Origin of the sequence: Micromonospora pattaloongensis (genome assembly GCF_900107255.1) — a bacterium.
Classification (GTDB): domain Bacteria; phylum Actinomycetota; class Actinomycetes; order Mycobacteriales; family Micromonosporaceae; genus Micromonospora_I; species Micromonospora_I pattaloongensis.
This window is the reverse complement of sequence record NZ_FNPH01000006.1, coordinates 191,894-214,075: the sequence shown is the minus strand read 5'-3', so window position 1 is coordinate 214,075 and position 22,182 is coordinate 191,894. Positions and strand designations below refer to the sequence as shown.

The window sequence follows — 22,182 nt, the reverse complement described above, 5'->3', positions numbered from 1 at the left end:
GAACCATAAAGATCCAAGCCGGCCGGGGTATAAATCAATTTGGCACTGGCTTATCAAGCACCCTGTTGAGTTCTCAAAGAACAAACACACACCGAGCATACACCGACTCTGTCGGCAATCACTCCGAAGGTTTGTCGTCAGTCACGGCCGGCGCTTCCACGCCACCTGCCTGAGCACCCGAGGCATCCGGCGTTTTCTCCGGCTCCCTGCGGGCAGAGAGAAAGTTACCGTCCCATCGGCTGTGAATGCAAATCCGGTGGACCGTGTCCCCGCGCACACTCGACCGACGACCACTCCGTGGAGCGTCAGTGACCGAGCGTCACGCCGGGCGCTCTTTCGTACAACTTCCCGGCCAGGCGGATCATTCCCGCCCCGCGCGCCTCGTCGGCGCGGCCGGATCCGTCGGACAGCAGTTGGTGCAACACCCCGCCGCCCTCGCGGATTCCCCGTCCCGCGGAGACCCGCGCCGATCCGGCGCACGACCCGAAGCCGCAGGAAGGAGAACGGGGCTCAACGCGCGCGACCATCGGGCGTCACATTCCCCGCGTCGTGCGGAGAGATGGCAACGCCGCGGTCGAGCGACCCGGGGTCAACGACCCGACGCGGGCGCGCATTCCGGCCCGCGCGCCGCCCGGCACTCGTGCATCTGGCAGCGACGGTTACAACCCGCTCACCGGCCCCGGCATTCCCGCGGCACGCCGCGGCGGCGTACGCGGTCATCCCTCCGTGGTGGGCGCACCGTGACGGCCGCCCTCCCGCCGGCGGACATCCGCCGCGCGCGACGCGATCGTCAGGCCGAAGATCCCGTCCACGCGTCCGCACGCAACGCAGCACAGGTTCTTGTCGAGCGGTTTGCCGCAGTCCGCGCACGACCCGCAGTCGTCGGGGTCGACATAGCCGACCAGAAGCTCGGCCAACGCGCCGGCGGCTCGCTCGCTCAGAGCGAACACCGCAGATGGACCATCGCTGCGCAGCTCGACTGAGAGCGCCCGGACCTCCGGGTGCGGATCGTGTGGCGCAATCTTCGCGAGGAACGCCTCCATCGCCGCCACGGGATCCGACCGGTGCAGGTACGCCACATCGACACCTTACGTCGCGGACCCCGGACCCGGGACGCCCGCCGACCGGGCCGCCACGCCGGAACGGGTTGACAGAGCCCATGTCCGGACGTACGTTCAACGGGTCGGTTAATTAACCACTTGGTTGAAGGCGACGAAAGTGGCAGCGAATCAGGTCAGCGACGTTTTCGCGGCGCTCGCGGATCCCACCCGGCGGGCGATCCTGGCCCGGCTGGCGGCCGGCGACGCGACGGTCAACGAGCTGGCAGAACCCTTCCCCATCAGCCTGCAGGCCGTCTCCAAACACCTGAATGTGTTGGAGCGGGCGGGGTTGATCACGCGGGTCCGCGAGGCGCAGTGGCGGCGATGCCGGCTCAACCCGGCGCCGTTACGCGACCTCGCGCAGTGGGTGGATCAGTACCGGCGGCTCTGGGATGACCGCTACGACACGTTGGACGGCTACCTGCGCGAACTGAAGGAGAACACGGATGACCGAGACCAATGATCTGGCCGTCGACCTCCCCTCCGACCACGAGATCACCATGAGCCGCGCCTTCGACGCGCCGCGCGACCTGGTCTTCGCGGCACACACCGAGGCGGAACACCTCAAGCACTGGTGGGGCCGGGGGAACCCGCTTGACGTGGAGATCGATTTCCGGGTCGGCGGGCGCTACCGGTTCGTGGAGCATGCCCCGGACGGCGCCGCCTACGCCTTCCGCGGTGAGTTCCGCGAAATCGTGGCGCCCCAGCGCATCGTGCAGACATTCGAGTTCGAGGGCATGCCGGGGCACGTGATCGTCGAGACGCTGGAGTTCGAGGAGCGGGACGGGCGGACGGTCGTGACCGGTACGTCGCGGTTCGACTCCCGGGAAGACCGGGACGGCATGCTGAACTCCGGAATGGCGCAGGGAGCGTCGCAGTCGTACGCGGCGCTCGAGAAGCACCTGAGCACATTGGTCTGATCGCTGTGGGGGCGCCGGGAACCCGGGGGCGCCCCCAAAGCGATCGTGATCCATGGACCTGCACACCACCGTCGCCGAATCGGTGGAAATAGTCGAACCGGCCTTTCCTGTCGATGCCGAGGTCTAGTCTCCGGGCTATCGACCTCTGTCACGGCAAGGAGCATGCGATGACCTCGCGCCTCAACCCGTACATCAGCTTCCCGGGCAACGCCCGGGAAGCTGGAGTTCTACCACCGCGTGTTCGGTGGCACGCTGGCGCTGAACACGTTCGGCGAGTCCGGGGCGGCCGACGCTCCGTTCGCGCAGCAGATCATGCACGGCCAGTTGGAGACCGAGCGCGGCTTCACGCTCATGGCCTCCGACACCCCGCCCGGGATGGAGCACACCCGGGGGGACAACATCTCGGTGAGCCTGAGCGGTGACGACGCCGACGACCTGCGCGGGTACTGGAAGCAGCTGTCCGAGGGCGGCACGGTGTCGGTGCCGCTGGAGAAGCAGATGTGGGGCGACGAGTTCGGCAGCTGCGTGGACCGGTTCGGCATCACGTGGATGGTCAACATCTCCCGGCCGCAGCAGGGCTGACCCCGGTGCCCGCCGAAGTCATCCGAGCGCGGCGCGGAAGACGATCACCGTGCTGAACGTGGTCCCGTCGACCTGATAGGCGTAGCAGCCCGGCCCGTCCACCGAGGTCGTCGCCGGGATGTCGGTGGTCGGCCCGTTCAGCTCCGCGTAGTGACCACCGTCCCGCTTCTCGCCGACGTTCGAGAACGTGACCGACGCCGCCCCCTTGCCGTCGATGCGGCCGGCCCGGACGAGCACCGGTCCGGCGTACCCGGCGCCGATCCACCGCACCTTCACCTCGTACCCGCCGGCCGGCCGACGGTCGGTGTCACGCAACTGCAGCACGCCGTCGCGGAAGTAGTCGGCGACCGGGTACAGCGGACCTTCGCCGAGCACTGCCCCGGCGACGCCCGGCCCGGACCACGGCGTGCGCGGGGTGACCGGGCATGGGCCTCCGGCGGGGACGCTGGGCAACCGCAGCGGGCGGAGCTGGAACGCCCCGGTCGGCGACGGCACCGAAGTCGTGGGCCGCGGCGTGCCGGGCTGCGGCTCGACGGGCGCGGACGCGTCGCACCCGGCCAGGATCAGCATGGTCAGTAACGTGAAGCCCGAAACATGACCCTTCATACGTGCATAGAGTGCGACCGCGGGCGTTCCGGTTGCGCCGCCGCTCAATCGGGATCGGACCGGTCACCCGATGGGTACTGCCCCGACGCCGACGGCCGCCTTCGCTGTTATGACATCGACGCCCGCCGCGATATCCACCACAACGGGCCGTACTCACCTTCGGGAGCGCTGATGTCGATGTTTCGGTTGCTCGCCGGCGCCACCACGGTCGCCGCGGCCGCCCTCACCCTGACCGCCGCGCCCGCCTGGGCCGCCAGCGACGATCCGCTGTACGGCAAACAGTGGGGCCTGCAGCAACTGCACGCCGAACAGGCGTGGCGTACGAGCACGGGGGCCGGCGTGATCATCGCGGTGGTGGACACCGGCGTCGACCTCGGCCATCCGGATTTCGCGGGCAAGCTCGTACCGGGCGCGACCTTCGTGGACTGCGGGTCGGCCTCGTGCGGCAATGGCGACTGGCGCGGTCCCGACGGGGTGGCCGATCCGGAGGACACACACGGCAGCCACGTCGCCGGCATCGCCGCCGCGGCCACCGGCAATGGCGTCGGCATCGCCGGGGTGGCGCCGGACGCCAGGATCATGCCGATCAAGGTGCTGGAACAGGGCGCCGGCAGCTTTGCCGACATCGCGGCCGGGATCCGCTACGCCGCCGACCACGGCGCGCAGGTGGTCAACCTGAGCCTCGGCGGGCTGCCCGGCACCCAGGCGCTCACCCTGACGGGGCTGGTCTCCGATGTGACCGACGCGATCGCGTACGCGAGCGGGAAGGGCGTCGCGGTGATCGCGGCCGCGGGCAACGAGGCGGCCCCACTGTGCGCGACGCCGGCGTGGGAGCCGGGCGATGTGCGTGGTGGCGACGGACCGCAATGAGCTGAAGGCGTGGTACTCGAACCTGGGCGCGAAGCTCGACCTGAAGGCGGTCGCCGCGCCGGGCGGCGCCGGTCTGGTGTCGTGCGACGACGACATCTGGTCGGTAGTGCCGCGGGGCAGTGGCGCGGCCGGCTGCGGGCAGTCCGACTATGACGCGCTCGCCGGCACCTCGATGGCGGCCCCGCAGGTCGCCGGTGTGGCGGCGCTGCTGTTCGCGCAGGGCCGCAGCCTCGACAACGTGTACTCGGTGCTGATGTCCACCGCCCGCACGCCGGCGGGGGTGCTGCGCGGCGTCTACACCCCGGCCTACGGCTGGGGCATCGTCGACGCCGGGGCAGCGGTCGCCGCGCCGCGGGCGTAGCCGCGACTCACGACGCCCCCGCTGCGCGCATCGCGGACGGGGGCGTCGTCGTGGACGTCGCCGGAAGCAGCGTGCGCAGGCTCAGCGCCAGCAGCAGGACGGTCAGCACGGAGGCACCGACGTAGCCGGTGACGCCCGCCCAGCCGGCACCGCCGTACGCCAGGCCACCGAGCCATCCGCCGATGCTGGAGCCGAGGTAGTAGCAGCACAAATAGAGCGCAGGCCCCTGCACGCCCAGGGTGGCCGCGCGGGCCCCGACCCAGCTGCTGGCCGTGGTGTGCGCCGCGAAGAAGCCGGCGGTCGTCACCACCAGGCCGACGGTGACCGACACGAGGTTGGACGGCAGCATCAGCACCACGCCGGCGAGCATGACCAGCGTCGTCGCCCAGAGCATTCGCGGCCGGCCGAGGACGTCGGCCATTCTTCCCGCGAGCGCCGACGAGATCGAGCCCGCGAGGTAGACCACGGAGATCAGCCCGGCGACCGCGTGCGGCAGCCCGAACGGTACGGCCAGCAGCCGGAAGCCCAGGTAGTTGTAGACGGTGACGAAGCCGCCCATCAGCAGCAGGCCGCAGCAGAAGAGCCGGAGCAGGCCGCGGTCGGCCACCGCGCGGGCGACGGCGCCGGCCAGCGCGGGGAGCCGGGGCGGCACCGGCCGGAAGTGCGCCGAGGGCAGGATCAGCGCCCGGTAGAGCACCGCGCAGCCCAGCGCGAGCGCGCCGACGACAGCGAGCGCCCACCGCCAGTTCGACACGTCCAGCACGAGGCTGCCGATCAGCCGCCCGGCCATGCCGCCGATGCTGTTGCCGGCGACGTAGAGGCCCATGGCGAAGCCGAGCGACCCCCGCTCGACCTCCTCGGCCAGGTACGACATGGCGGTCGCCACCACCCCGGCCAGCACGAGCCCCTGCGCCCCGCGCAGCGCCAGCAACACCGGAAAGCCGGGGCTGAACGCCTGGGCGATCCCCAGGGAGGCCGCGAGGAAGAGCGACGTCGTCATCATCCGGGTACGGCCCCACACGGCCGAGAGCGCGGTGAGCGGGATGATCCCGACGGCCAGGCCGGCGGTGCCGAGCGATACGGCGAGGCTGGAGGTGGCCGGCGAGATCCGGAACTGCTCGGTCAGCGCGGGCAGCAGAGACTGCACGCAGTACAGCGTGGTGAAGGTGGCCAGCCCGGCGGCGAACAGCGCCCACGTGATCCGGCGGAATCCGGGTGTGCCCCGGCGGTGGGGCACGGTCGTGACACATTCTTCGCGTTCCAGCAACACAAACCCGACGCTAGGCTCGGATTATTCATTCGTCCAATACGCAGATGCGGAGCAATGGATTCAGAAATGAATGATGATGTGGACGCGATGACCGCAACGCTGGCACCCCGGCTGGCGCTCCTGGCCGCACTGGTCGAGGAGCGCAACCTGACCCGCGCCGCGCAGCGGCTCGGGGTGCCACAGCCCACGGCGAGCCGCTGGCTCGTCGGGCTCGGCGACGAGCTGGGCACGCCGGTGGCGGTGCGTTCCGGGCGTGCTCTGCAGCTCACCCGCGCCGGCGAGCACCTCGCGGCGTCCGCGTCGGCCGCGCTGGCCGCGCTCCGCGGCGGCTGTCAGCGGGTCATCGAGGAGGCCGACCCGGAGCGGGGTCACGTCGGGCTGGTCTTCCTGCACACCATGGGCGAACGCCGCGTGCCGGAGCTGCTGCGCGCGTTCCGGCGGAAGCATCCTGCGGTACGGTTCACGCTCTCGCAGGGCGCGCATGAGGAGCTGTTGCGGCGGCTGCGCGCGGGTCAGGCGGATCTCGCGCTCACCTCACCGCTGCCGGCCGCGCCGGAGTTCGCGCACGCGGTGCTGGACCAGCAGCCGATCGTCGCGAACCTGCCCGCCGACCACTCTCTGGCCCACCGCGGTCGCATCCGCGTCGCCGAGCTGGCCGACGCGCAGTTCGTGGGCATGAAGCCGGGGTACGGCCTGCGGCAGATCACCGACGAGCTGTGCCGCTCGGCCGGTTTCGAGCCGGAGCTGGCGTTCGAGGGCGAGGAGGTCGACACCGTCCGCGGCGTGGTGGCCGCCGGGCTCGGCGTCGCGCTGCTGCCCGTCGCCGAACGGCCGCTGCCCCCTGGCGTGGTGGAGGTGCCGATCACGCCCCGCGCGTGCCGCCAGATCGCGCTGGTCTGGCTGGCCGACCGTCCCGCGGCGCCCGCGGTGAGCGCGTTCCGCGACTACGTGCTCCGCACCGCGTCGCCCGGACGGTCCCCGCGTGCGCGGTGACGAGCAGCTCGACTGCGGGGGCAGGCAACCACGGCTGCATATGACGCAGAGTCATAAATATGCCTCCCCGGTATATCGCTCATCGAGATTGCACGCCCGGCTGCAGCTCGCGGCCGTCGCGTCCCGGCACCGACCATCGCCGGACGCGGCGCGGCCCTGACCTGCGTGGAAGCCCCCGCGCGGGCCGGCCGGCGCGGCGCCCCCGCGAGTGCGTCCGGCAGAATCACACGTCATGAATCCGCGTCGGATCCTGGCCGCGCTCGCCGACCTGGCTCCGGCGGGTGGGGAACGCGTGCTCGACGTCGGCCGCGGCGGCCAGCCGATCGTGTGGCTGCGGGAGCCGGAACGGGCGCCGCGCAACCGCACGACGGACCGGCTGGCGGCCCTCGACGAGCTGCACCGGCACGAGCGGATCCTGCGGCGGGGCTGGGCGTGGGTCGTCGGCGGCACGGAGATCGACGGGACACGGCGGCAGGTCCGGCTGCCGTTGCTCGCGGAACCGGTCCGGCTGGAACGCGGGCTGCGCGGATACCGGATCGTGCCCGCCGGGGACCTGGAGCTGACCCCACTGGTCACCGATCGCGAGACGGCCGCAGCGCTGGAGGCGGCGCCCGGACTCGGCGGCGCGGCGTGGTTGGGGGCGACGGGTTCGGCCGCCTGGATCAGCACCGCCGCCGCGGCGGCTGGGTTGACACCGGCCCGGGTCACCGCGGTCGACGGTCCGCTGCCGAAGACCCCCGACGGCGAGCTGGTCGGGTACGCCGTCGCGGCGCTCTTCGTCGTCCGCGACGTCTCCGCGACGGGGCTGCGCGACACCCTGTTGACGTGGGCGGGCCGCGAGGGCCTGGCCGACACGGCGCTCGCGCGGGTGTACGGCGGGTCCGCGGGGCTCGACCGGCCGCCGTCACGGGAGGCGGTGCTGTCGCCGTTGCCGTTGAGCGACGCACAGCGCGAGGTGGTGCACCGGGTGCGGCACGAGCCGGTCGTCGCGGTCTCGGGCCCGCCCGGCAACGGCAAGAGCCACGCCGTGCGGCACACATCGACCAGATCCGGGCGGCCCCGGTGCTGGCCCGCGCCCGGTCGGCGCTCGTGGTCGGCGACCCGCAGCAGTTGCGGTTCGTCTCCTTCGTCGCCGACGTGGACGTGGCGGTGACGCTGGCCCGGCACGAACTGGAGGGGTACGGCGACCGGCTGGACGTACGGCGGGTGAGCGCCTTCGACATCGCGGCCGGCGCGACGTCGGTGACGTACCTGGAGGAGCACTACCGCTCCGTGCCCCACCTCATCGAGTTCTCCGCGCGCCGGTTCTACCGTGACCGCATCGCGCTGATGACGCGGCATCCGCGCACGGAGCGCGCCGACGCCATCGACGTGGTACGGCTCGACACGTCGGCGGTGCAGGGCGGCGTCAACCGCGCCGAGGTGGACGCCGTGGTCGGGATCGTGCGCGAGCTGGCCGAGCGGGACGCCGCCGACATCGGTGTGATCACCCCGTTCCGGGACCAGGCGGACGCGCTCGAGTCGGCGTTGCTGGCGGCGTTCCCGGTCGAGGAGATCGAGCGGCTGCGGCTGCGGACCGGCACGGTGCACGCGTTCCAGGGCAGCGAGGCCGACACCGTGGTGGTGTCGCTGGGGCTGGCGGACGACGACTCCCCGGCCCGTCAGCGGTTCGTCAGCGACCGGCACCTGTTCAACGTGATGGTGACGCGTGCCCGTGAGCGCCTGGTGGTCGTCACCTCGCTCCGCGACAGCTCCGGCATCGTCGGCGACTACCTCGGGTACGCGTCGGTGCTCCCGGCCGGCGTCGAACACCCGCCCGGCGAGGGGCCGGACTGGCCTGCCCGGTTGGGCGCGCGGCTGGCGTCGCACGGCCTCACGGTGCGCGTCGACTACCCGGTCGGACGGTGGAGCGTCGACCTGTGCGTCGGTGACGGCGACAGCGCGGTCGGGTTGATCTGCGGGGTGCACCCGGAGGGCGTCGCCGCGCACCTGGAGCGGCACCGCGCGCTGCGGCGGATGGGCTGGACGCTGCGCGACGCGTTCGCCAGCAGGTGGGCGCAGGACCCCGTGCGGGCGTCGCTGGAGCTCGCGCACGAACTGCGCGTTGTGCCCGCGGTGAGTCGGGCATAGCGCCGGCAACGTCGTGACGCGGCGGGCACGGCCCCGCGCCACGGTCAGGCGTGGTCGTTGGGGGCGGGGCCGGCGTCGACGTGCAGCTTGTAGACCTGTACGGGATAGCGCACCTCGGTCCTGCCGCCGTTGAATCCGGGCGTCAGGTTGAGCTGGGCGGCCGGCATCCACAGGTCGCCCCGCGCGTCGACCCACATCGCGTCCGGCCAGATCAGCCGGGGATCGGCGATCAGCGTCTGCACCTCGCCGTCCGGCGCGATCGTGAGGACGCGGCGCTGGTTGCTGTCGCTGAGGTAGATGACGCCGTTGCCGTCGATCGCGGTGCCGCCGGTCGTCGGGGTGTCCACCCAGCCCGTCTCGACGTGCTCCGCCAGCGTCGCGGCGGACACGTCCGGGTCGTCGAGCCAGCGGGTCTCCACCCGGGACAGGGGGCCGCAGGGCGGCTGGAAGTAGAGGTACCGTCCGTCGGGCGAGACCTCGAGTTGGTCGGCGTGCAGGCGTACCTCGCCGCCGTGCTGGTCGCGCAGCAGCTTCCCGTCGGCGTACATCGGACGCTGCGCCGTCGTGCTCGGATGGCTGTCGAGCACCCGGCGTAGGTGGCCGTTGTTGACTTCGAGCACGATCAGGGCCGGCGCACCGGCGTCGGTCAGGTAGGCGTAGCGGCCGTTGAACCGGATGTCGTCGACGTAGCTCGTCTCCCGCGTCACCGGATCGAGATCGTAGACCCGCATGACCTGGTTGAGTTCGGGGTCGACGACGACCAGCCGGGGGCCGCCGGGGACCCGGCTGAGCCCGATGCCGGGCGCGCCGGCGTCCACGATCCAGAGGTAGCCGTCGGGGCCGATCCGCAGCGCGTTGACCCGTACGAACGCCCCGTCGGGGTTGTGATCTTCCCGGACGGCGTTCCACGACGCGTCCGGATAGGGCGCGATCGTCCCGTCCCTGACCTCGCCGACCTGGATGCCGGGGCCGTCCGCCGCCGGGAAGCTGACGAAGATGCGTCCGTCCGGCGTCGTGGTCACCCCGGTCCAGACCCGGTCCGCGGCGCACACGGGCGTGAGGCGCGGGTCCTCGGTGGTGGGGAGCTGTGTCATCTGCCGATCCCTCTCCCGGCTGGTGTGCGCGGCACCCCGCCCGGATACCCGCGTCGTCCGGCTTCATGCCGGGCGCACCGCCCAACGACGGACCGACGTCACCGCCGGCGCGCTACCCGTGACGCGCCGCGTCGAGCTCGCCGGCCCGCACCGTGGCGGCGATCATCGCGGCCCGGGTCGGTGCGCCGAGCACGGCCCGGACACGGGCGATCTCGCGCTGCACGGTGCGGCCGCTCGCCTCGATGTGCGCGGCGATCTGCCGGTCGGTGGCGCCGGCGCAGAGCAGCCGGAGCACCGCCCGCTGTCGGTCGGTCAACTCGACGCGCGGCGCGTCCCCGATAGTCATCACGGTGGCTGACCTCCCAGTCAGGAACGGTAGGGACCACACCGGCGGCGATGGCGGACCCGCTGTGCGTCCGTCGCTCACGGACGGCGCCACGGCATTCATGACCATGGGTACGGATAACAGGGCGCCGCGGATTACCCACCGTGACGATTTCCGGGGCGCGACCGCGGGCGGCGGGGGCGTTGCGCGTTCCTCTACCGGCGCCGCGGTGCGCCGCGCACGTCGTCCGGGTCGGGCGGGCAGGTGCTCCAGCCGTTGGAGTTCGAGCCGGGGGTCGAGGCCGAGCTCCTCGACGAACCGACGCCGCGCGAGCCGGCAACGGCGAGCGGCATTCCGCGCGATTATTTACAAACGATGTTCAAGCGGCCGAGTTTCACGTGTGTCTAGCGTGGACGTTCGCTGTAGAGCGGTCCGGAAAAAAGCTCACGGGAACGGGTCGCCCGAACGACGAACCCCGCGCGGCCGCCCCGACGGATCGTCGACGCCGCCCGGGCCCGCCTCCCCCCGGGACGGGCGGGAGGCGGACGTCCGAGCGGGTCACGCTACTTCGAAGGCTGGGGCAGCGTGCACTTGATCTTGGGGTTGACGCCGAGGTAGTTGAGTGGCCCGGCGACAACCGTCACCGCGATGGTGCCGGCTTCGGCGCAGTTCTTCTCAGAGTTGTCGAAGTAGCCGCGCTGGCCCGCCGCTATCGCGCCGATGACCAGCCAGATGAGGATGATCACTCCACCTATTGATCCGGTACGCACTGGCGTCTCCTAGCGTGCAAGAGGGGTCCCCGCACGGGGGGGCGTGGTCGAGGTAGACGGTCGGTTGATACCCCCCGGTCGCGACAACGTAACCACGTATTTCGGTGTCCTCGCGAGCCAGCGTCCACATGGGAGCAGCAGGCAGCCCCGGCATCGACGACCGAGCCGGGGCTGCTACGCGGTGATGTGGTGCGCGGTGTCAGTACTGACGTCGTCCGGCCGCGGCGCGGGCGCGCACGGCGGGCGCGCGACGCAGCTGCTGCCGCGGCGGCGTGCAGGACGGGGTCAGCTTCGGCATCGTCAAGGTCGCTGCCGCGGACTGCCGGGGAATCCCGGCCTGATCCGGCGTTGCGGCAACCACGGCGGGCGTTGCGGGCGCGACGGCCGGCGCCGGGGCGGGTGCCAGGGACGGCGCGACCAGCGCCATGACCGGGCCCCGCTCCGACTTCCAGCACCAGAAGCCCAGGGCCGCACCGACCGGTACGGTGATCCAGCCGGGCGCGCCGACGATCAGGTTCTGCGTGAGGATGCCGTAGGTGAGCCAGAGCAGGCCGCAGAGGGCTCCGAGGCTCCAGCCGAAGGCGGAACCGCTCGGGCGGCGTTCGCGGATCGCCTGGGCGAGATGGGGAAAGATGGCGACGGTGGACAGGACGTTGCCGGTGATACCCAGCAGCGTGAGCGCGGACACGAGAGTACGACCTTACGATTTCGAACTGGCACGACGGTCACGGCGTCGGGCGACATTGCGCGGGCCGGTTTCATTATCCACTCGTCGGATGTCGAGATCGCCGTCGTGCGGCACGTTCCCTCTTTCGGGCCTGTACCGCTGCTCACACGCCATGTGACCGGCGGCGCAGCCCGACGGCCGGTCAGTCGAACAGGTCCCCTTGCCGGTCCACGCTGATATCGACCGCCGTGTGCTGGGGGGCCGGCCGGTCACTTGCCGGTAGGCGCGAGTAGAGGGTGCCCTGGCCCCCGAGACCGCGACGGGAGGTGACCGGGCAGGTCACCATCCTCACCGGTGCCGCGGGGGGCTCGAACGTGCCGGTTCCCCATCGGACCCAGATCGCGATCCGACCCGCCTCGGACTCCGCCACGAGCTTGTCGACCGTACGCCGGCGGTGGGAGCGGTCGACCTCGATGACGATCGGCGCTCCCCCGGCCCGCGCACATGCCACGTCCAGCGACGACCGACGATGCTCGTACGGGGGCGGAAGGGAGACGACGCTGGGCGCTCTGCGGTAGACCCGCCAGCCCTGGCCCGTCCCCCACGCCACCGCCGCGTCGACGAGCAGCGCCGTTACCTCGTCCTCAGCCCGGTCGACGAACGTCAGCTCCCTGATCCAGCCAGCCAGTGACGCCGCCACCTGCTCATCGTCGGCCACGTTCACGGACACACGCTAACGTCCGTCCGAGTCCGGACGGCGCCGGCCGTCGCCGCTTGTCCGAACCAGTCGTCTGCCAGCGTTTCGTACGCGCAGGCGGATGGTCGTACGCGCAGGTCTCGGCGTGGCCGGTGATCCACACCCACGCTGCGGCGGTGACCCGCGCACCGGTTCCGGCGCGCGGGTCACCGCCGCAGTAAAGGTCAGCAGGCGTCGGTGCCAGCGCAGAGCCGATTTGCCGCCCGCTGCGCATAGATCCGCGCCTCGGCCGGCGTCGACTTGCTGTCGAGCCGAAGCTGCGCCACCAGGTCACCCTGCCGGACAAAGAGCCAGCGGCCCGGCTTGCCCTCGATGACCGCGCCCACCAGCACCGACTCGTCACCGGCGAGCCCCTCGGCCATGATCGACAGCGAGTCGCCCTCCCGGTGCGGGACGCATTCCCGGGCCACGCGGCGTACCCGGTCCATGGACATGGCGGCGTTGTCACCCGAGTGGCGGGTCACCCGTTCGATCAATCCGGCGGTCGGCGAGTCGAACACGACCCCCCGCAGGGCCACCTCGCCGACGCGGATCGACGGGGAGTTGTTGCGGCAGTAGATCGTCACCGCCTCCAGCGACCAGTCTCCGTCGAGGTCGCTCTCCCTCCTGACGAAGCCGTCGGGCAGGTCGGACAGTTGCAGCAGCGCGGCGGCGGGGACGGCCGGATCCGGCGTTTCGGTGCTGGGTCGGCTGCTGGTCCGCGGTGGGCCCGGCGGCGTCGCGTCGGCGGAGGTCGGACCGCGGGAGGGCGTCGGATCGGCGGCGCGGCTGGGAGTGCTGGACGGCGCCGGGGGGTTCGTCGCCGGAGGTGCCGGCGGGGAAGCGTCCGGGCGACCAGCCAGGGCCGCCGCGCCGGTGGCGACCACGGCGACGGCCACGGCGCTGGCCAGGCCGGCCGCGATCCGGGTACGCCGGGTGCGCTGCCGGCCGCGCCGGCGCACCTGCTCGGTCGGCGCCCAGGTCAGGTACTCGGTGTCGCGGTACAGCTCGGCGAAGAGTGGATCAGGCATGGCTGACCTCCTCGGGCAGGGTGGTGTCGAGCAGGGTGGCGAGGGCCTTGCGGCCCCGGGCGAGGCGGGCCTTGACGGTGCCGGTCGGCGTGTCGGTCTGCGCCGCGATCTCCGCGACCGACAGGTCGGCCAGGTGGTGCAGCACGATGGCCTGCCGTTGCTCCGCGGGCAGTCGGCGTAGCGCCGCCACCAGGGCGACGGTGTTCTCCGAGGGTGGGCCGGCCGCCGGGTCCGGCCCGTGGCGGCGGTACGCGGCGATCCCGTTGCGGATCTTGCGCCAGCGGTCGACCAAAAGCCGGTAGCCGACTGTGCGAACCCACGCCTCCGGATCGCCGTACTCACTGACCTGCGACCAGCGCTGCCAGGCCCGCACGTACGCCTCCTGCGCGGCGTCCTGGGCCTCGGTCAGGTCACCACCGAGCGCGTAGAGCACCGTGACGACCCGATGTCTGCTGGTTCGATAGAACTCCTCGAACCCTTCGTCTCTGTCCAACGTCCCCTCCCCCTTGCGATCCTGCGCCTGTCACGCCTCATCGCGGCGCTCGGTTGCATCAGGACTGAGCCGCGGTGCCGCTGGCGGTGCCACGATCTGAAACGTCCGGTGTACGCGTGCGGGATGACGCCAGTTCATCCGCTGTCCGGAGCGTCCGCGGTGCGGGCCGGATACGGGCGGACCCTGGTGGTCGACTACTCGGCCCGGATGGCTGCGCGGACATCGATGTTCGGGCCCGCTCCTGGTACTGACGCTCAGTTCGACGTGACACGATGAGCGAGCGGTGTCGTGACGCGGGCGGTCCACATCGGAGCTTGTGTTGGCCGCGCCGGGGACGTGGCCGTTGTTGTAACAGATGGGACCGCGGGTTACCCCTGCAGGTGTACGCGACGTGTGAGAGGACGACCACTCATGGCCGACGTGGCTGACGACGGCGCGGTCCGGCGGGTTGAGCGTGCGGTGGGCCTCCGTTTCGCGAGCTGGGCGCAGCACCTGGTGGTGATCGCGTACCTGCTCGGCGCCGGGGTCACGCTGCTGACCGCCGCGATCGGCACCGGCGACTACGCGGGGCTGCTCGATCCGGGGTTGGAGCGGTACGGCGATCCGAAGGACTGGATCCCACCGCTCGGACCGGCATCCGCGTGGAACCCGCTGACCTGGATCTTCGGCGTCGCGCGCGCCGTGGCGCTGTTCATCGCGCCGTTGGCGATCCTCGGCGGGCTCGTCGGGGCCGCCGGTCTGGCCCAGGCCGCCCGTGTCCGCTCACGCCGGCCAACCGTCGTCCGGCTGGCGGTCGGCACCGTGCTCTGCTTCGCGCTGGTGGCGTTCACATTGACCCCGTACGGCGCGAGCCTGCACAACTGGCTCCTGGACTGAGGGCGGTGTGTGAACGCTCGTTGCCGCCGGAACAGCAATAAGCGTTCACACACTCGCCCTGGCGTCGACTAGCTCTCGTCGAAGTCGAACTCGCCGTCCTTGACGCCGCCGATGAAGGCGTCCCACTCCGCTCGGGTGTAGACGATGGTCGGACCGTCGGGGTTCTTGCTGTGCCTGAGGGCGACCCGACCGCTGCCGTCCCCGACCGGCCCCGCCTCCACGCAACTGCCACCGCTGTCCGCGCTCTTGGTACTGATGCGCCACGCCACTGCCGACAAGTCTTCGCTCATTGCAGTTCCTCCGCGATGGTCCCGATCAGCTTCGCCGACTCGCGCGGGTCGAGTGCGGCCTCCCGGAGCCGATCGTACGTGTCGACGAAGCGCTTTGACTTCGGTGATTCCACGTATAGCTGTCCCGCCAGGTTCTCGAGATAGCCGACCGCCGGATACGGCTCGGGCATCTTGAACAGCCAGAACGACCCGTCGACGCCCGGGTGCAGCACGACGCGCGAGGGCAGCACGCGCACCTGAACATTGGGGTGTTGCATGAGCTGGACGATGTGGTCCAGTTGTGCTCGCATCACCGTCGCACTTCCGACCTGGCGTCGAAGTGCTGACTCGTCAATGATGCTCTCAACCTTGGTGTTACTCCGATCGTCGAGGACGTGTTGCCGCTGCATCCGTAGGTCGACCCAGCGCAACACCTTCTCCTCGGTGGCCTTCGGCCCCTCGACACAGCGGATCACCAGCTCCGCATACTCGCGAAGTTGGAACAGTCCGGGCACGAGCATCGCGTGGTAGGAGCAGACCTGCTCGGCCTTGGATTCGAGCCAGGGGAAGTCGATGAACGACGCGTCGACGACGTCGCCGTAGTCCTCGTCCCAGCGGTCGGTGCGCCACACCTCCTCGGCGAGGCGCAGTAGCCGGTCCCGTTCACCGGCCTCGTGGAATCCGTAGAGATCCAGGAGCGCGACCACGTCGCCGCGCCGGATCGGCCACTCGGCGCGCTCGTAGCGGCCGAGCGCGGACATGTCCCGTTGCAGGTGCTCGGAGACGAGCTTCAACGTCATCCCGCGCTGCTCACGCAGCTCGCGCAGCTGCTGGCCGAGCCACTGCGCGCGCAGGGTTCGGATGAACGGCTTGTGCGGCATTGTCCACCTCTCGAGAGTTCCCGGGGAAGTTGGCGCATGAACCATTGCTCCACCTCAATGGCACTGAAAACGTGGCCATCGGAGCAGGTGATGGTGGTTACCGCCCGCCGCGGGCAGTCAGCGAGCAACCGCGGCTTTGCCAGGAGCCGAGAAGGTGACGTGAATGGGCGTTGCGAGTGGCAGTCGCATACCGAAACACGTCGAGTCTCTGAGGAGGGATCCGTGGATCCCCGCACCGACTTGACACACATCTATCACGAACGTTCTCCCCGGTGCGACCCGGTCCCGATAGACGGCCCTGCCGCCGTACCCGCCAATTGAGGCTGCGGTCGCAGGGCGGGGCGGAGCGCGGCCGGGACCCGATCAGCAGGCAGCGCTCCGCCCCATCCATCGTGTCGACGAGAAAGGGTTATCTCATGCCCGCAATTCACCATCGCGATCCGCGTGCCGGCACCGTGTATCGGGCGGAATCGGCGATGCTGCTCAGCCCGCGCCACGTGCGCGAGCGCGAATTCGCGGTCACCCGGCTCGGCCGCCGGGGTCTCGACCCGCACGACGTGCGTACCTTTCTCGACCGCGTCGCGGTCGATCTCGGGGCGCTACAGGCCGAGGTGGTACGGGTGCGCCGGGAGAACGAGCGCATCAAGCGGGCGCTGCGCGACTGGCAGAGCATGCACGCCCGGCGGTGCCAGGGCGGCGCGGCCGACCAGCCTCGGCACGGCGGGCCGGGCGCGAACGAACGCGCCTGGTGAAGCGGTCGTCAGCGCCCGAGGTCGCGCCTCACAACGATCTGATCCCCGACTTCATCCCAGGTCTCGGCTACGCCGACGATGCGGTCATCGTCACCGCCGTCCTGCGCTCCACCGTTCGCCGCGCCGGCCTCGAAGCCGTCCGCAGACACTGGCCCGGAACCGACGACGGCTTCACCGCCCTCAGCCGTCCGCGCAACTCTCACCAGCTGTGCAGGGAGCCGTCCTCCAGCCGGTTGACCGGCAGCGCCGCCGGCTTGTACGGGTACTGCGCCGCCAGCTCCTCGTCGATGTCCACGCCCAGCCCCGGCTCCTCGGACACGTGCAGGTAGCCGTCGTCGTACCGGTAGCCGTGCGGGAAGACCCGGTCCGTCTCCCCGCTGTGCCCGGCCCACTCCTGCAGCCCGAAGTTGGGGATCGCCACGTCCAGGTGGACGGCGGCCGCCATGCAGACCGGCGACATGTCGGTCGCCCCGTGCGAGCCGCTGCGGACGTGGTACAGCGCCGCGAGGTCGAAGATCCGCTTCAGGTGGGTGATCCCGCCGGCGTGCACCACCGTGGCCCGGATGTAGTCAATGAGCTGCTCGGTGATGAGCTGCTGACAGTCCCAGACGGTGTTGAAGACCTCCCCGACCGCGATCGGCGTGGTGGTGTGCTGGCGGATCAGCCGGAACCCCTCCTGCAGCTCGGCCGGCACCGGGTCCTCCAGCCAGGTCAGGTGGTACGGCTCCAGTTCCTTGCCGAGCCGGGCCGCCTCGATCGGGGTGAGCCGGTGGTGCACGTCGTGCAGGAGCCGCAGCGACGGCCCGAATTCGTCGCGCAGCTTCGCGAAGACCGACGGGATGTGCGCCAGGTAGCGCTCGGTCGACCAGGCCGCCTCGGTGGGGATCGCGGCGTCGGCAGGCTCGTAGATCGGGGTGTTGTTGCTGATGCCGTAGACGCCGTGCAGGCCGGGGATGCCGGACTGCACCCGCACCGCCCGGTAGCCCCGGTCGACGAACCGGGCCACCTCGCGCAGGATCTCCTCGATGGTCTCGCCGCAGGCGTGGCCGTACACGGTGGCGCCGGCGCGGGACCGCCCACCCAGCAGTTGGTAGACCGGCAGCCCGGCCACCTTGCCCTTGATGTCCCACAGCGCGGTGTCGACCGCGGCGATCGCGGCCATGGTGATCGGGCCGCGCCGCCAGTACGCGCCCTTGTAGAGGTACTGCCAGGTGTCCTCGATCCGCGCCGGGTCCCGCCCGATCAGCAGCGGCACCACGTGCTCGCGGAGGTACGCCACGACGGCCATCTCGCGGCCGTTGACGGTCGCGTCCCCCACCCCCGTGATACCGGAATCCGTGACGATCTTCAGGGTGACGAAGTTGCGGCCGGGGCAGGTGACGATGACCCGGGCGTCGGTGATCTTCACTCCACGTCCTCCTTGACCCGCGCGACCAGCTGTGTGGGGTTGACGAAGCGCAGCGCCACGACGAGAAGCACCAGCATCATCGTGGTGTAGATGACGGCCATCGCGTCGACCGATTGCTGGGCGCGGATGCCCGCGGCGGACATCGAGTAGTAGAGCGCCACCACCAGGGTCTGCGAGTCGGGCCCGGCGGTCAGGAAGGTCAGCTCGAACATCCCGACCGTGCGGACCAGCACCAGGATCGAGGCGGCGAGCAGACCGGGCACCAGCAGCGGGGCGAGGATCCGGGTGAAGATCTGCCGGGTGCCGGCGCCGCACATCCGGGCGGCGCGTTCGATCGCCGGGTCGATCTGCTCGATGAACGGCGTCATGGTGAGGATGACGAACGGCACCGACGGGACCAGGTTGGCCAGCACCACCCCGGAGACGTGCCCGGCGAAGCCGTACTTGTAGAGCACGGTTGCCAGCGGGATGCCGTAGGTGATCGGCGGCATCAGGATCGGCAGCAGGAAGAGCAGGTAGAGCAGCCGCCGGCCGGGGAAGGAGCGCCGGGCCAGCACGTACGCGGCGGGCACGCCGATCAGCACCGAGATGCCGACCACCAGCGCCGACACCTGCACCGTCACCAGCAGCACGGACAGCAGCCCGAACTCCTGCCACGCCTGGGCGTACCAGCCGCCGGTCCAGCCCTGCGGCAGCCAGGTGTCGAACCAGCGGGTGCCGAACGAGCTGACCACCACCGAGCCGATCACGCCGGCGAGGTTGACGAAGAAGAACGCGACCAGGCCCCACACCAGCCAGGCCGCCGGCCGCGCCACCAGTCCGCGCCTCATCCCTTGCCCCCGCTCGTCGAGCCGGTATAGAGCAGCGACCGCCAGCCGAGGACCGCGGCGATGACGGCCAGCTCGACCACGCCCATGATCACGGCGATGGCGGCGGCCATCGGGTAGTCGTAGCGCACGTAGGCGGCGTCGTAGGCGGCGATCGAGATGACCCGGGTCTGTCCCGCCGGGTCGCCGACCAGCACCGCCGAGGGAAAGACGCTGAACGCCAGCACGAACGTCAAGCAGAACGTGGTGGCCAGGCCGGGGGCCAGCAGCGGCAGGGTGATCCGGCGGAACCGCTGCGCCCCGCCGGCGCCCAGGGTGGCGGCGGCCCGCTCCAGCGTCGGATCGATCCCGGACAGGTACGACAGCACCAGCAGGAACGCGAACGGGAACCCGGTGATGACCAGCGAGAAGAACACGCCCCAGTAGTTGTTGGTGAGCCGCAGCGGCGCATCGACCAGCCCGGTCGCGAGCAGGATGCGGTTGAACCAGCCGGTCGGGCCGAGGAAGTTGAGCAGCCCCTGGGCGGTGAGCACGGTGCCGAGCGTGATCGGCACAACCAGCACGGTGGTGAGCAGGCGTTTGCCCCGACTGCGCCACCCGGACCGGTGCCCGCGCATCCGGTAGGCGATCGGCACCGACGCGGCGACGTTGAGCAGCGCCGCCGGCAGTGCCAGGCCGAGGGTGGTGAGCACGGTGTCGCGCTGGTAGGGGTCGGCGAAGAACTGCCGGTACGCGCCGAGCGGGCCACCGCGGGCCGGCTGGAGCGACAGCCCGACGCCGTACAGGAAGGGGTAGATGAACAGCACCGCGACGAACGCGGCGGCCGGGGCGAGCAGCAGCAGCTGCCGGTCGATGCCGCGTTCGGCGAGCCGGTGCCGCAGCGCGGTGCGCCCGCTCATCCGCCGGCCCCGTCGTCGGTCGGGAAGGCCAGGACCCGGTCCGGGTCCGCGGCCACATGGATCTTGTGTCCGGGTGCCGGCCGGTCGGGGGTACGCAGGTGCAGGCGTACGCCGTCGGCCGTGCGCGCCTCGACGGCGACCTCGCGACCCTGGTACTCGACGACCTCCACGGTGGCCGGGATGGCGTCGGCGTCGACGAGCCGCAGGTCCTCGGGGCGGATGCCGACGGTGACCTCGTCGCCGAGGTCGACCGGCGCGACCGCGGTGCCGATCAGCCGCAGGTCACCGCGGGCGAGCACGACCCGGTCGCCGACCTTCTCGGTGACGGTCAGCGGGAGCAGGTTGCGGTAGCCCATGAAGTCGGCGACGTGCCGGTTGGCCGGCCGGGTGTGCAGCTGTTCGGGGGTGCCGATCTGCTGGACGCGGCCGTCGCGGAGCACCACCAGCCGGTCGGCCAGCGACAGCGCCTCCTCCTGGTCGTGGGTGACGTAGACGGTGGTCAGCCCGAGCGACTGGTGCAGCCGGCGGAGTTCGGTACGCATCTCCAGCCGCAGCTTGGCGTCCAGGTTGGACAGCGGCTCGTCCATCAGCACCAGCGCCGGCTCCAGCACCACCGCGCGGGCGATGGCGACCCGCTGCTGCTGGCCGCCGGAGAGCTGGCCGGGCAGCTTGGCGGCGTGCTCCTCCAGTTGGACCAGTGTGATCGCCTCGTCGGTGCGCCGCCGCACCTCGGCGCGGGGCAGCCGGCGCATCTGGAGCCCGAAGGCGATGTTCCTGCGCACCGACATGTGCGGGAAGAGCGCGTAGTTCTGGAACACCATGCCGAAGCCGCGCCGCTCGGGCGGCAGTGTGTCGAGCCGGGTGTCGTCGGCCCAGATGCTGCCGACCGAGAGCGGCAGCAGCCCGGCGAGGCAGTTCAGGGCGGTGGACTTGCCGCAACCCGAGGGGCCGAGCAGGGCGATGAACTCGCCCCGCTCGATCGTCAGCGTCAGGTCGACCAACCCGGGCCGTCCCGCGAAGCGCCGCGTCACCCCGTCCAGCCGGAGCTTGTCGAAACTCACTGAGCCACCCGTTGTCCGCGACTGCGGGGCTCGCTGCGCACACTCCGCGCGGTCACTGCGTGACCTTCCCCCCGCCGATTTCCCGGTCCCACCGGTCGAACGCCGCGACCAGGGCCTTGGCGTCCAGCGGCACCTCGAGCGGGTGGTCGGCGATCAGCCGCTCGTACTCAGGGCGGCCGTACTCCTCGATCGCGGCGCGGCTGTCGGCCGGTGCCATGCTCAGCGGCACGTCCCGGACCGCGGGGCCCGGATAGAAGTAGCCCTTGTCGTACGCCCTGGCCTGCTGCTCCGGGGTGAGCATCCAGTTCAGCAGCGCCAGCACCGCGGCCTGCTTGTCGGTCGAGACCCCCTTGGGCACCACCGCGTAGTGGGCGTCGGTCACCCAGTGGAACCCGTCGAGCGCCGCGACCTTCGCGTCCTTCGGCACGGTGCCGAGCGCCCGCGGGTTGATGTCCCAGCCGGTCGTGGTGACGATGATCTTCGCGGAGCCGTTCGCGAGGTTCTTCATCGTCTCACCGGTGCCGGACGGGTAGAGCCTGACGTGCTTGTCCAGCTCCCTGAGGTAGGCCCAGGTCTTCTCCCAGCCGTTCACCGGGTCCTTCGGGTCGGAGTCGTCCAGCAGGTAGGGCAGCCCCATCAGGAACGTGCGGCCGGGCCCGGAGTTGGACGGGCGGGCGTACTGCACGGCACCGGGGTTCGCCCTCGCGTAGTCGAGCAGCCCCTGCGCGCTGGTCGGCGGGTTCGGCACCTTGCTCGGCAGGTACTCGAGCAGCGGGCCGGACGGGTAGTACGTGACCGTCACCCCGAAATCCCCGGCCAACTTCTGCATCGCCGCCGCGCCCGGCAGATAGCTGGCCATCCCCGGCAGCCGCCCCGCGTACGTCGGCAGCAGCGGCGTCCACAGTGCCTGATCGATGCCGGCGGCCAGCCCGTCGACGCCGGTCAGCACCAGATCGATGTCCACCCGGTTCGCGTTCTGCTGGGCCTTGACCTTGCCGACCAGCTCCGGCGCCGGGGACTTGCTGTAGGTGACGCGGGAGACGATGTCGGGGTGCCGCCGCACGAACTCGTCGATCATCGTCTGGGTGAGCTGAAGGTTTCCGGCCACGTCGAGCACGTTCAGCGTCACCGGCGCGCCCGGCTTCTCCGGCACCGGTCCGCCGGTCCGGGCCGACCCGCCGGGCGAGTCGGGCGCCCCGCAGGCGGCGACGAGGCCGAGCGCGGCGGCGGCGGCGAGCGATATGAGGCAGCGGCGGCGCAT

General features: G+C 71.2%; 28 protein-coding genes and 1 pseudogene. 12 read left to right on the top strand and 17 right to left on the bottom strand.

The window, feature by feature from the left end; all coding sequences use genetic code 11:
- Window positions 1-716: 716 nt before the first annotated feature.
- Window positions 717-1,079, bottom strand: coding sequence for a hypothetical protein (locus tag BLW47_RS17925; RefSeq protein WP_091558761.1), 363 nt, complete (start codon window positions 1,077-1,079; stop codon window positions 717-719).
- A gap of 139 nt (window positions 1,080-1,218) precedes the next feature.
- Between BLW47_RS17925 and BLW47_RS17920 the strand changes: the two genes are divergently transcribed.
- The 3 genes from BLW47_RS17920 (at window position 1,219) to BLW47_RS17910 (ending at window position 2,602) form a co-directional block, all read left to right on the top strand.
- A complete protein-coding gene (locus BLW47_RS17920; protein WP_091558758.1) occupies window positions 1,219-1,563 on the top strand; it encodes an ArsR/SmtB family transcription factor in 345 nt (114 codons plus the stop codon).
- Window positions 1,547-2,020 (top strand): SRPBCC family protein, encoded by a 474-nt coding sequence (locus BLW47_RS17915; RefSeq protein ID WP_091558754.1) that lies wholly within the window; start codon window positions 1,547-1,549, stop codon window positions 2,018-2,020. Before BLW47_RS17920 ends, BLW47_RS17915 begins: the two co-directional genes overlap by 17 nt.
- Window positions 2,021-2,257: 237 nt before the next feature.
- The gene (locus tag BLW47_RS17910) at window positions 2,258-2,602 is read left to right on the top strand and encodes a VOC family protein (RefSeq protein WP_245736724.1); all 345 of its coding nucleotides are present in this window, start codon (window positions 2,258-2,260) and stop codon (window positions 2,600-2,602) included.
- Window positions 2,603-2,620: 18 nt separating this feature from the next.
- On the opposite strand, the gene BLW47_RS17905 is transcribed toward BLW47_RS17910, so the two are convergent.
- Complete coding sequence (locus BLW47_RS17905) at window positions 2,621-3,172, bottom strand: hypothetical protein (RefSeq protein WP_091558752.1); 552 nt, start codon at window positions 3,170-3,172, stop codon at window positions 2,621-2,623.
- A 207-nt stretch (window positions 3,173-3,379) separates the two neighbouring features.
- Here BLW47_RS17905 and BLW47_RS25830 point away from each other — a divergent pair, with 207 nt between their 5' ends.
- Together BLW47_RS25830 and BLW47_RS25825 are read left to right on the top strand one after the other, a co-directional pair.
- The gene (locus BLW47_RS25830; protein ID WP_217634880.1) at window positions 3,380-4,078 is read left to right on the top strand and encodes a S8 family serine peptidase; all 699 of its coding nucleotides are present in this window, start codon (window positions 3,380-3,382) and stop codon (window positions 4,076-4,078) included.
- Window positions 4,059-4,439: a S8 family serine peptidase gene (locus BLW47_RS25825; RefSeq protein ID WP_217634879.1), complete on the top strand. Its 381-nt coding sequence runs from the start codon at window positions 4,059-4,061 to the stop codon at window positions 4,437-4,439. The genes BLW47_RS25830 and BLW47_RS25825 overlap by 20 nt, the downstream gene beginning before the upstream one ends.
- Window positions 4,440-4,446: 7 nt before the next feature.
- On the opposite strand, the gene BLW47_RS17895 is transcribed toward BLW47_RS25825, so the two are convergent.
- The gene (locus BLW47_RS17895; RefSeq protein WP_091558750.1) at window positions 4,447-5,709 is read right to left on the bottom strand and encodes an MFS transporter; all 1,263 of its coding nucleotides are present in this window, start codon (window positions 5,707-5,709) and stop codon (window positions 4,447-4,449) included.
- Between the two features lie 66 nt (window positions 5,710-5,775).
- Between BLW47_RS17895 and BLW47_RS17890 the strand changes: the two genes are divergently transcribed.
- From BLW47_RS17890 to BLW47_RS25655, 3 genes are all read left to right on the top strand, one after another.
- The gene (locus tag BLW47_RS17890; protein WP_091558747.1) at window positions 5,776-6,702 is read left to right on the top strand and encodes a LysR family transcriptional regulator; all 927 of its coding nucleotides are present in this window, start codon (window positions 5,776-5,778) and stop codon (window positions 6,700-6,702) included.
- A 232-nt stretch (window positions 6,703-6,934) separates the two neighbouring features.
- A complete protein-coding gene (locus BLW47_RS25660; RefSeq protein WP_245736723.1) occupies window positions 6,935-7,855 on the top strand; it encodes a DEAD/DEAH box helicase family protein in 921 nt (306 codons plus the stop codon).
- Window positions 7,765-8,832, top strand: a complete 1,068-nt coding sequence (locus BLW47_RS25655) for an AAA domain-containing protein (protein ID WP_245736722.1) — start codon at window positions 7,765-7,767, stop codon at window positions 8,830-8,832. The genes BLW47_RS25660 and BLW47_RS25655 overlap by 91 nt, the downstream gene beginning before the upstream one ends.
- Window positions 8,833-8,876: 44 nt before the next feature.
- Here BLW47_RS25655 and BLW47_RS17880 read toward each other — a convergent pair whose 3' ends face one another.
- Window positions 8,877-9,926, bottom strand: coding sequence for an L-dopachrome tautomerase-related protein (locus BLW47_RS17880; protein ID WP_091558742.1), 1,050 nt, complete (start codon window positions 9,924-9,926; stop codon window positions 8,877-8,879).
- A 112-nt stretch (window positions 9,927-10,038) separates the two neighbouring features.
- Window positions 10,039-10,272: a LuxR C-terminal-related transcriptional regulator gene (locus BLW47_RS17875; protein ID WP_175543685.1), complete on the bottom strand. Its 234-nt coding sequence runs from the start codon at window positions 10,270-10,272 to the stop codon at window positions 10,039-10,041.
- A gap of 255 nt (window positions 10,273-10,527) precedes the next feature.
- Here BLW47_RS17875 and BLW47_RS25820 point away from each other — a divergent pair, with 255 nt between their 5' ends.
- Entirely contained in the window at window positions 10,528-10,659 is a 132-nt protein-coding gene (locus BLW47_RS25820; protein ID WP_281247285.1) for a hypothetical protein, read from the top strand.
- A 155-nt stretch (window positions 10,660-10,814) separates the two neighbouring features.
- On the opposite strand, the gene BLW47_RS17870 is transcribed toward BLW47_RS25820, so the two are convergent.
- The 5 genes from BLW47_RS17870 to BLW47_RS17850 all read right to left on the bottom strand — a co-directional run bounded on the left by BLW47_RS17870 (window position 10,815) and on the right by BLW47_RS17850 (window position 13,948).
- Window positions 10,815-11,021 (bottom strand): hypothetical protein, encoded by a 207-nt coding sequence (locus BLW47_RS17870; RefSeq protein ID WP_091558735.1) that lies wholly within the window; start codon window positions 11,019-11,021, stop codon window positions 10,815-10,817.
- A 199-nt stretch (window positions 11,022-11,220) separates the two neighbouring features.
- Complete coding sequence (locus BLW47_RS17865; RefSeq protein ID WP_091558732.1) at window positions 11,221-11,709, bottom strand: PQ-loop repeat-containing protein; 489 nt, start codon at window positions 11,707-11,709, stop codon at window positions 11,221-11,223.
- 181 nt (window positions 11,710-11,890) lie between these two features.
- A complete protein-coding gene (locus BLW47_RS17860) occupies window positions 11,891-12,412 on the bottom strand; it encodes a hypothetical protein (protein WP_245736721.1) in 522 nt (173 codons plus the stop codon).
- A gap of 197 nt (window positions 12,413-12,609) precedes the next feature.
- Complete coding sequence (locus BLW47_RS17855; protein WP_091558728.1) at window positions 12,610-13,455, bottom strand: hypothetical protein; 846 nt, start codon at window positions 13,453-13,455, stop codon at window positions 12,610-12,612.
- Window positions 13,448-13,948: a SigE family RNA polymerase sigma factor gene (locus BLW47_RS17850; RefSeq protein WP_091558726.1), complete on the bottom strand. Its 501-nt coding sequence runs from the start codon at window positions 13,946-13,948 to the stop codon at window positions 13,448-13,450. The genes BLW47_RS17855 and BLW47_RS17850 overlap by 8 nt, the downstream gene beginning before the upstream one ends.
- A gap of 411 nt (window positions 13,949-14,359) precedes the next feature.
- On the opposite strand from BLW47_RS17850, the gene BLW47_RS17845 reads away from it, so the two are divergent.
- Window positions 14,360-14,824, top strand: coding sequence for a hypothetical protein (locus BLW47_RS17845; RefSeq protein ID WP_091558723.1), 465 nt, complete (start codon window positions 14,360-14,362; stop codon window positions 14,822-14,824).
- Window positions 14,825-14,892: 68 nt separating this feature from the next.
- Here BLW47_RS17845 and BLW47_RS17840 read toward each other — a convergent pair whose 3' ends face one another.
- Window positions 14,893-15,114: a DUF397 domain-containing protein gene (locus tag BLW47_RS17840; protein ID WP_091558719.1), complete on the bottom strand. Its 222-nt coding sequence runs from the start codon at window positions 15,112-15,114 to the stop codon at window positions 14,893-14,895.
- A complete protein-coding gene (locus BLW47_RS17835; RefSeq protein ID WP_091558715.1) occupies window positions 15,111-15,974 on the bottom strand; it encodes a helix-turn-helix domain-containing protein in 864 nt (287 codons plus the stop codon). The genes BLW47_RS17840 and BLW47_RS17835 overlap by 4 nt, the downstream gene beginning before the upstream one ends.
- A 416-nt stretch (window positions 15,975-16,390) precedes the next feature.
- Between BLW47_RS17835 and BLW47_RS17830 the strand changes: the two genes are divergently transcribed.
- Window positions 16,391-16,726: a DivIVA domain-containing protein gene (locus BLW47_RS17830; protein WP_091558712.1), complete on the top strand. Its 336-nt coding sequence runs from the start codon at window positions 16,391-16,393 to the stop codon at window positions 16,724-16,726.
- Window positions 16,660-16,818, top strand: a pseudogene (locus BLW47_RS26070) (YkvA family protein); the annotation flags it as partial. The gene BLW47_RS17830 and the pseudogene BLW47_RS26070, both read left to right, overlap by 67 nt.
- Window positions 16,819-16,925: 107 nt before the next feature.
- Here BLW47_RS26070 and manD read toward each other — a convergent pair.
- Genes manD through BLW47_RS17800 form a run of 5 tightly spaced genes read right to left on the bottom strand, consistent with a single transcriptional unit; the run spans window position 16,926 to window position 22,182 of the window.
- On the bottom strand, window positions 16,926-18,134 hold the full coding sequence (manD, locus tag BLW47_RS17820; RefSeq protein WP_091558709.1) for a D-mannonate dehydratase ManD: 1,209 nt from the start codon (window positions 18,132-18,134) through the stop codon (window positions 16,926-16,928).
- Complete coding sequence (locus BLW47_RS17815) at window positions 18,131-18,964, bottom strand: ABC transporter permease (protein WP_091558706.1); 834 nt, start codon at window positions 18,962-18,964, stop codon at window positions 18,131-18,133. The genes manD and BLW47_RS17815 overlap by 4 nt, the downstream gene beginning before the upstream one ends.
- Complete coding sequence (locus tag BLW47_RS17810; RefSeq protein WP_091558702.1) at window positions 18,961-19,860, bottom strand: ABC transporter permease; 900 nt, start codon at window positions 19,858-19,860, stop codon at window positions 18,961-18,963. Before BLW47_RS17810 ends, BLW47_RS17815 begins: the two co-directional genes overlap by 4 nt.
- On the bottom strand, window positions 19,857-20,921 hold the full coding sequence (locus BLW47_RS17805) for an ABC transporter ATP-binding protein (RefSeq protein ID WP_091558699.1): 1,065 nt from the start codon (window positions 20,919-20,921) through the stop codon (window positions 19,857-19,859). The genes BLW47_RS17810 and BLW47_RS17805 overlap by 4 nt, the downstream gene beginning before the upstream one ends.
- A 52-nt stretch (window positions 20,922-20,973) precedes the next feature.
- The gene (locus tag BLW47_RS17800) at window positions 20,974-22,182 is read right to left on the bottom strand and encodes an extracellular solute-binding protein (RefSeq protein WP_091558696.1); all 1,209 of its coding nucleotides are present in this window, start codon (window positions 22,180-22,182) and stop codon (window positions 20,974-20,976) included.

Excerpts from the sequence above, each read along its gene's own strand:
- BLW47_RS25660 (WP_245736723.1), top strand. The coding sequence starts at position 6,935 with ATGAATCCGCGTCGGATCCTGGCCGCGCTCGCCGACCTGGCTCCGGCG.
- BLW47_RS17810 (WP_091558702.1), bottom strand. The coding sequence starts at position 19,860 with ATGAGCGGGCGCACCGCGCTGCGGCACCGGCTCGCCGAACGCGGCATC.
- BLW47_RS17815 (WP_091558706.1), bottom strand. The coding sequence starts at position 18,964 with ATGAGGCGCGGACTGGTGGCGCGGCCGGCGGCCTGGCTGGTGTGGGGC.
- BLW47_RS17905 (WP_091558752.1), bottom strand. The coding sequence starts at position 3,172 with ATGCTGATCCTGGCCGGGTGCGACGCGTCCGCGCCCGTCGAGCCGCAG.
- BLW47_RS17840 (WP_091558719.1), bottom strand. The coding sequence starts at position 15,114 with ATGAGCGAAGACTTGTCGGCAGTGGCGTGGCGCATCAGTACCAAGAGC.
- BLW47_RS17835 (WP_091558715.1), bottom strand. The coding sequence starts at position 15,974 with ATGCCGCACAAGCCGTTCATCCGAACCCTGCGCGCGCAGTGGCTCGGC.
- BLW47_RS17915 (WP_091558754.1), top strand. The coding sequence starts at position 1,547 with ATGACCGAGACCAATGATCTGGCCGTCGACCTCCCCTCCGACCACGAG.
- BLW47_RS17830 (WP_091558712.1), top strand. The coding sequence starts at position 16,391 with ATGCCCGCAATTCACCATCGCGATCCGCGTGCCGGCACCGTGTATCGG.
- BLW47_RS17875 (WP_175543685.1), bottom strand. The coding sequence starts at position 10,272 with ATGACTATCGGGGACGCGCCGCGCGTCGAGTTGACCGACCGACAGCGG.
- BLW47_RS17880 (WP_091558742.1), bottom strand. The coding sequence starts at position 9,926 with ATGACACAGCTCCCCACCACCGAGGACCCGCGCCTCACGCCCGTGTGC.
- BLW47_RS17855 (WP_091558728.1), bottom strand. The coding sequence starts at position 13,455 with ATGCCTGATCCACTCTTCGCCGAGCTGTACCGCGACACCGAGTACCTG.
- BLW47_RS17845 (WP_091558723.1), top strand. The coding sequence starts at position 14,360 with ATGGCCGACGTGGCTGACGACGGCGCGGTCCGGCGGGTTGAGCGTGCG.
- BLW47_RS17800 (WP_091558696.1), bottom strand. The coding sequence starts at position 22,182 with ATGCGCCGCCGCTGCCTCATATCGCTCGCCGCCGCCGCCGCGCTCGGC.
- BLW47_RS25830 (WP_217634880.1), top strand. The coding sequence starts at position 3,380 with ATGTCGATGTTTCGGTTGCTCGCCGGCGCCACCACGGTCGCCGCGGCC.
- BLW47_RS17890 (WP_091558747.1), top strand. The coding sequence starts at position 5,776 with ATGAATGATGATGTGGACGCGATGACCGCAACGCTGGCACCCCGGCTG.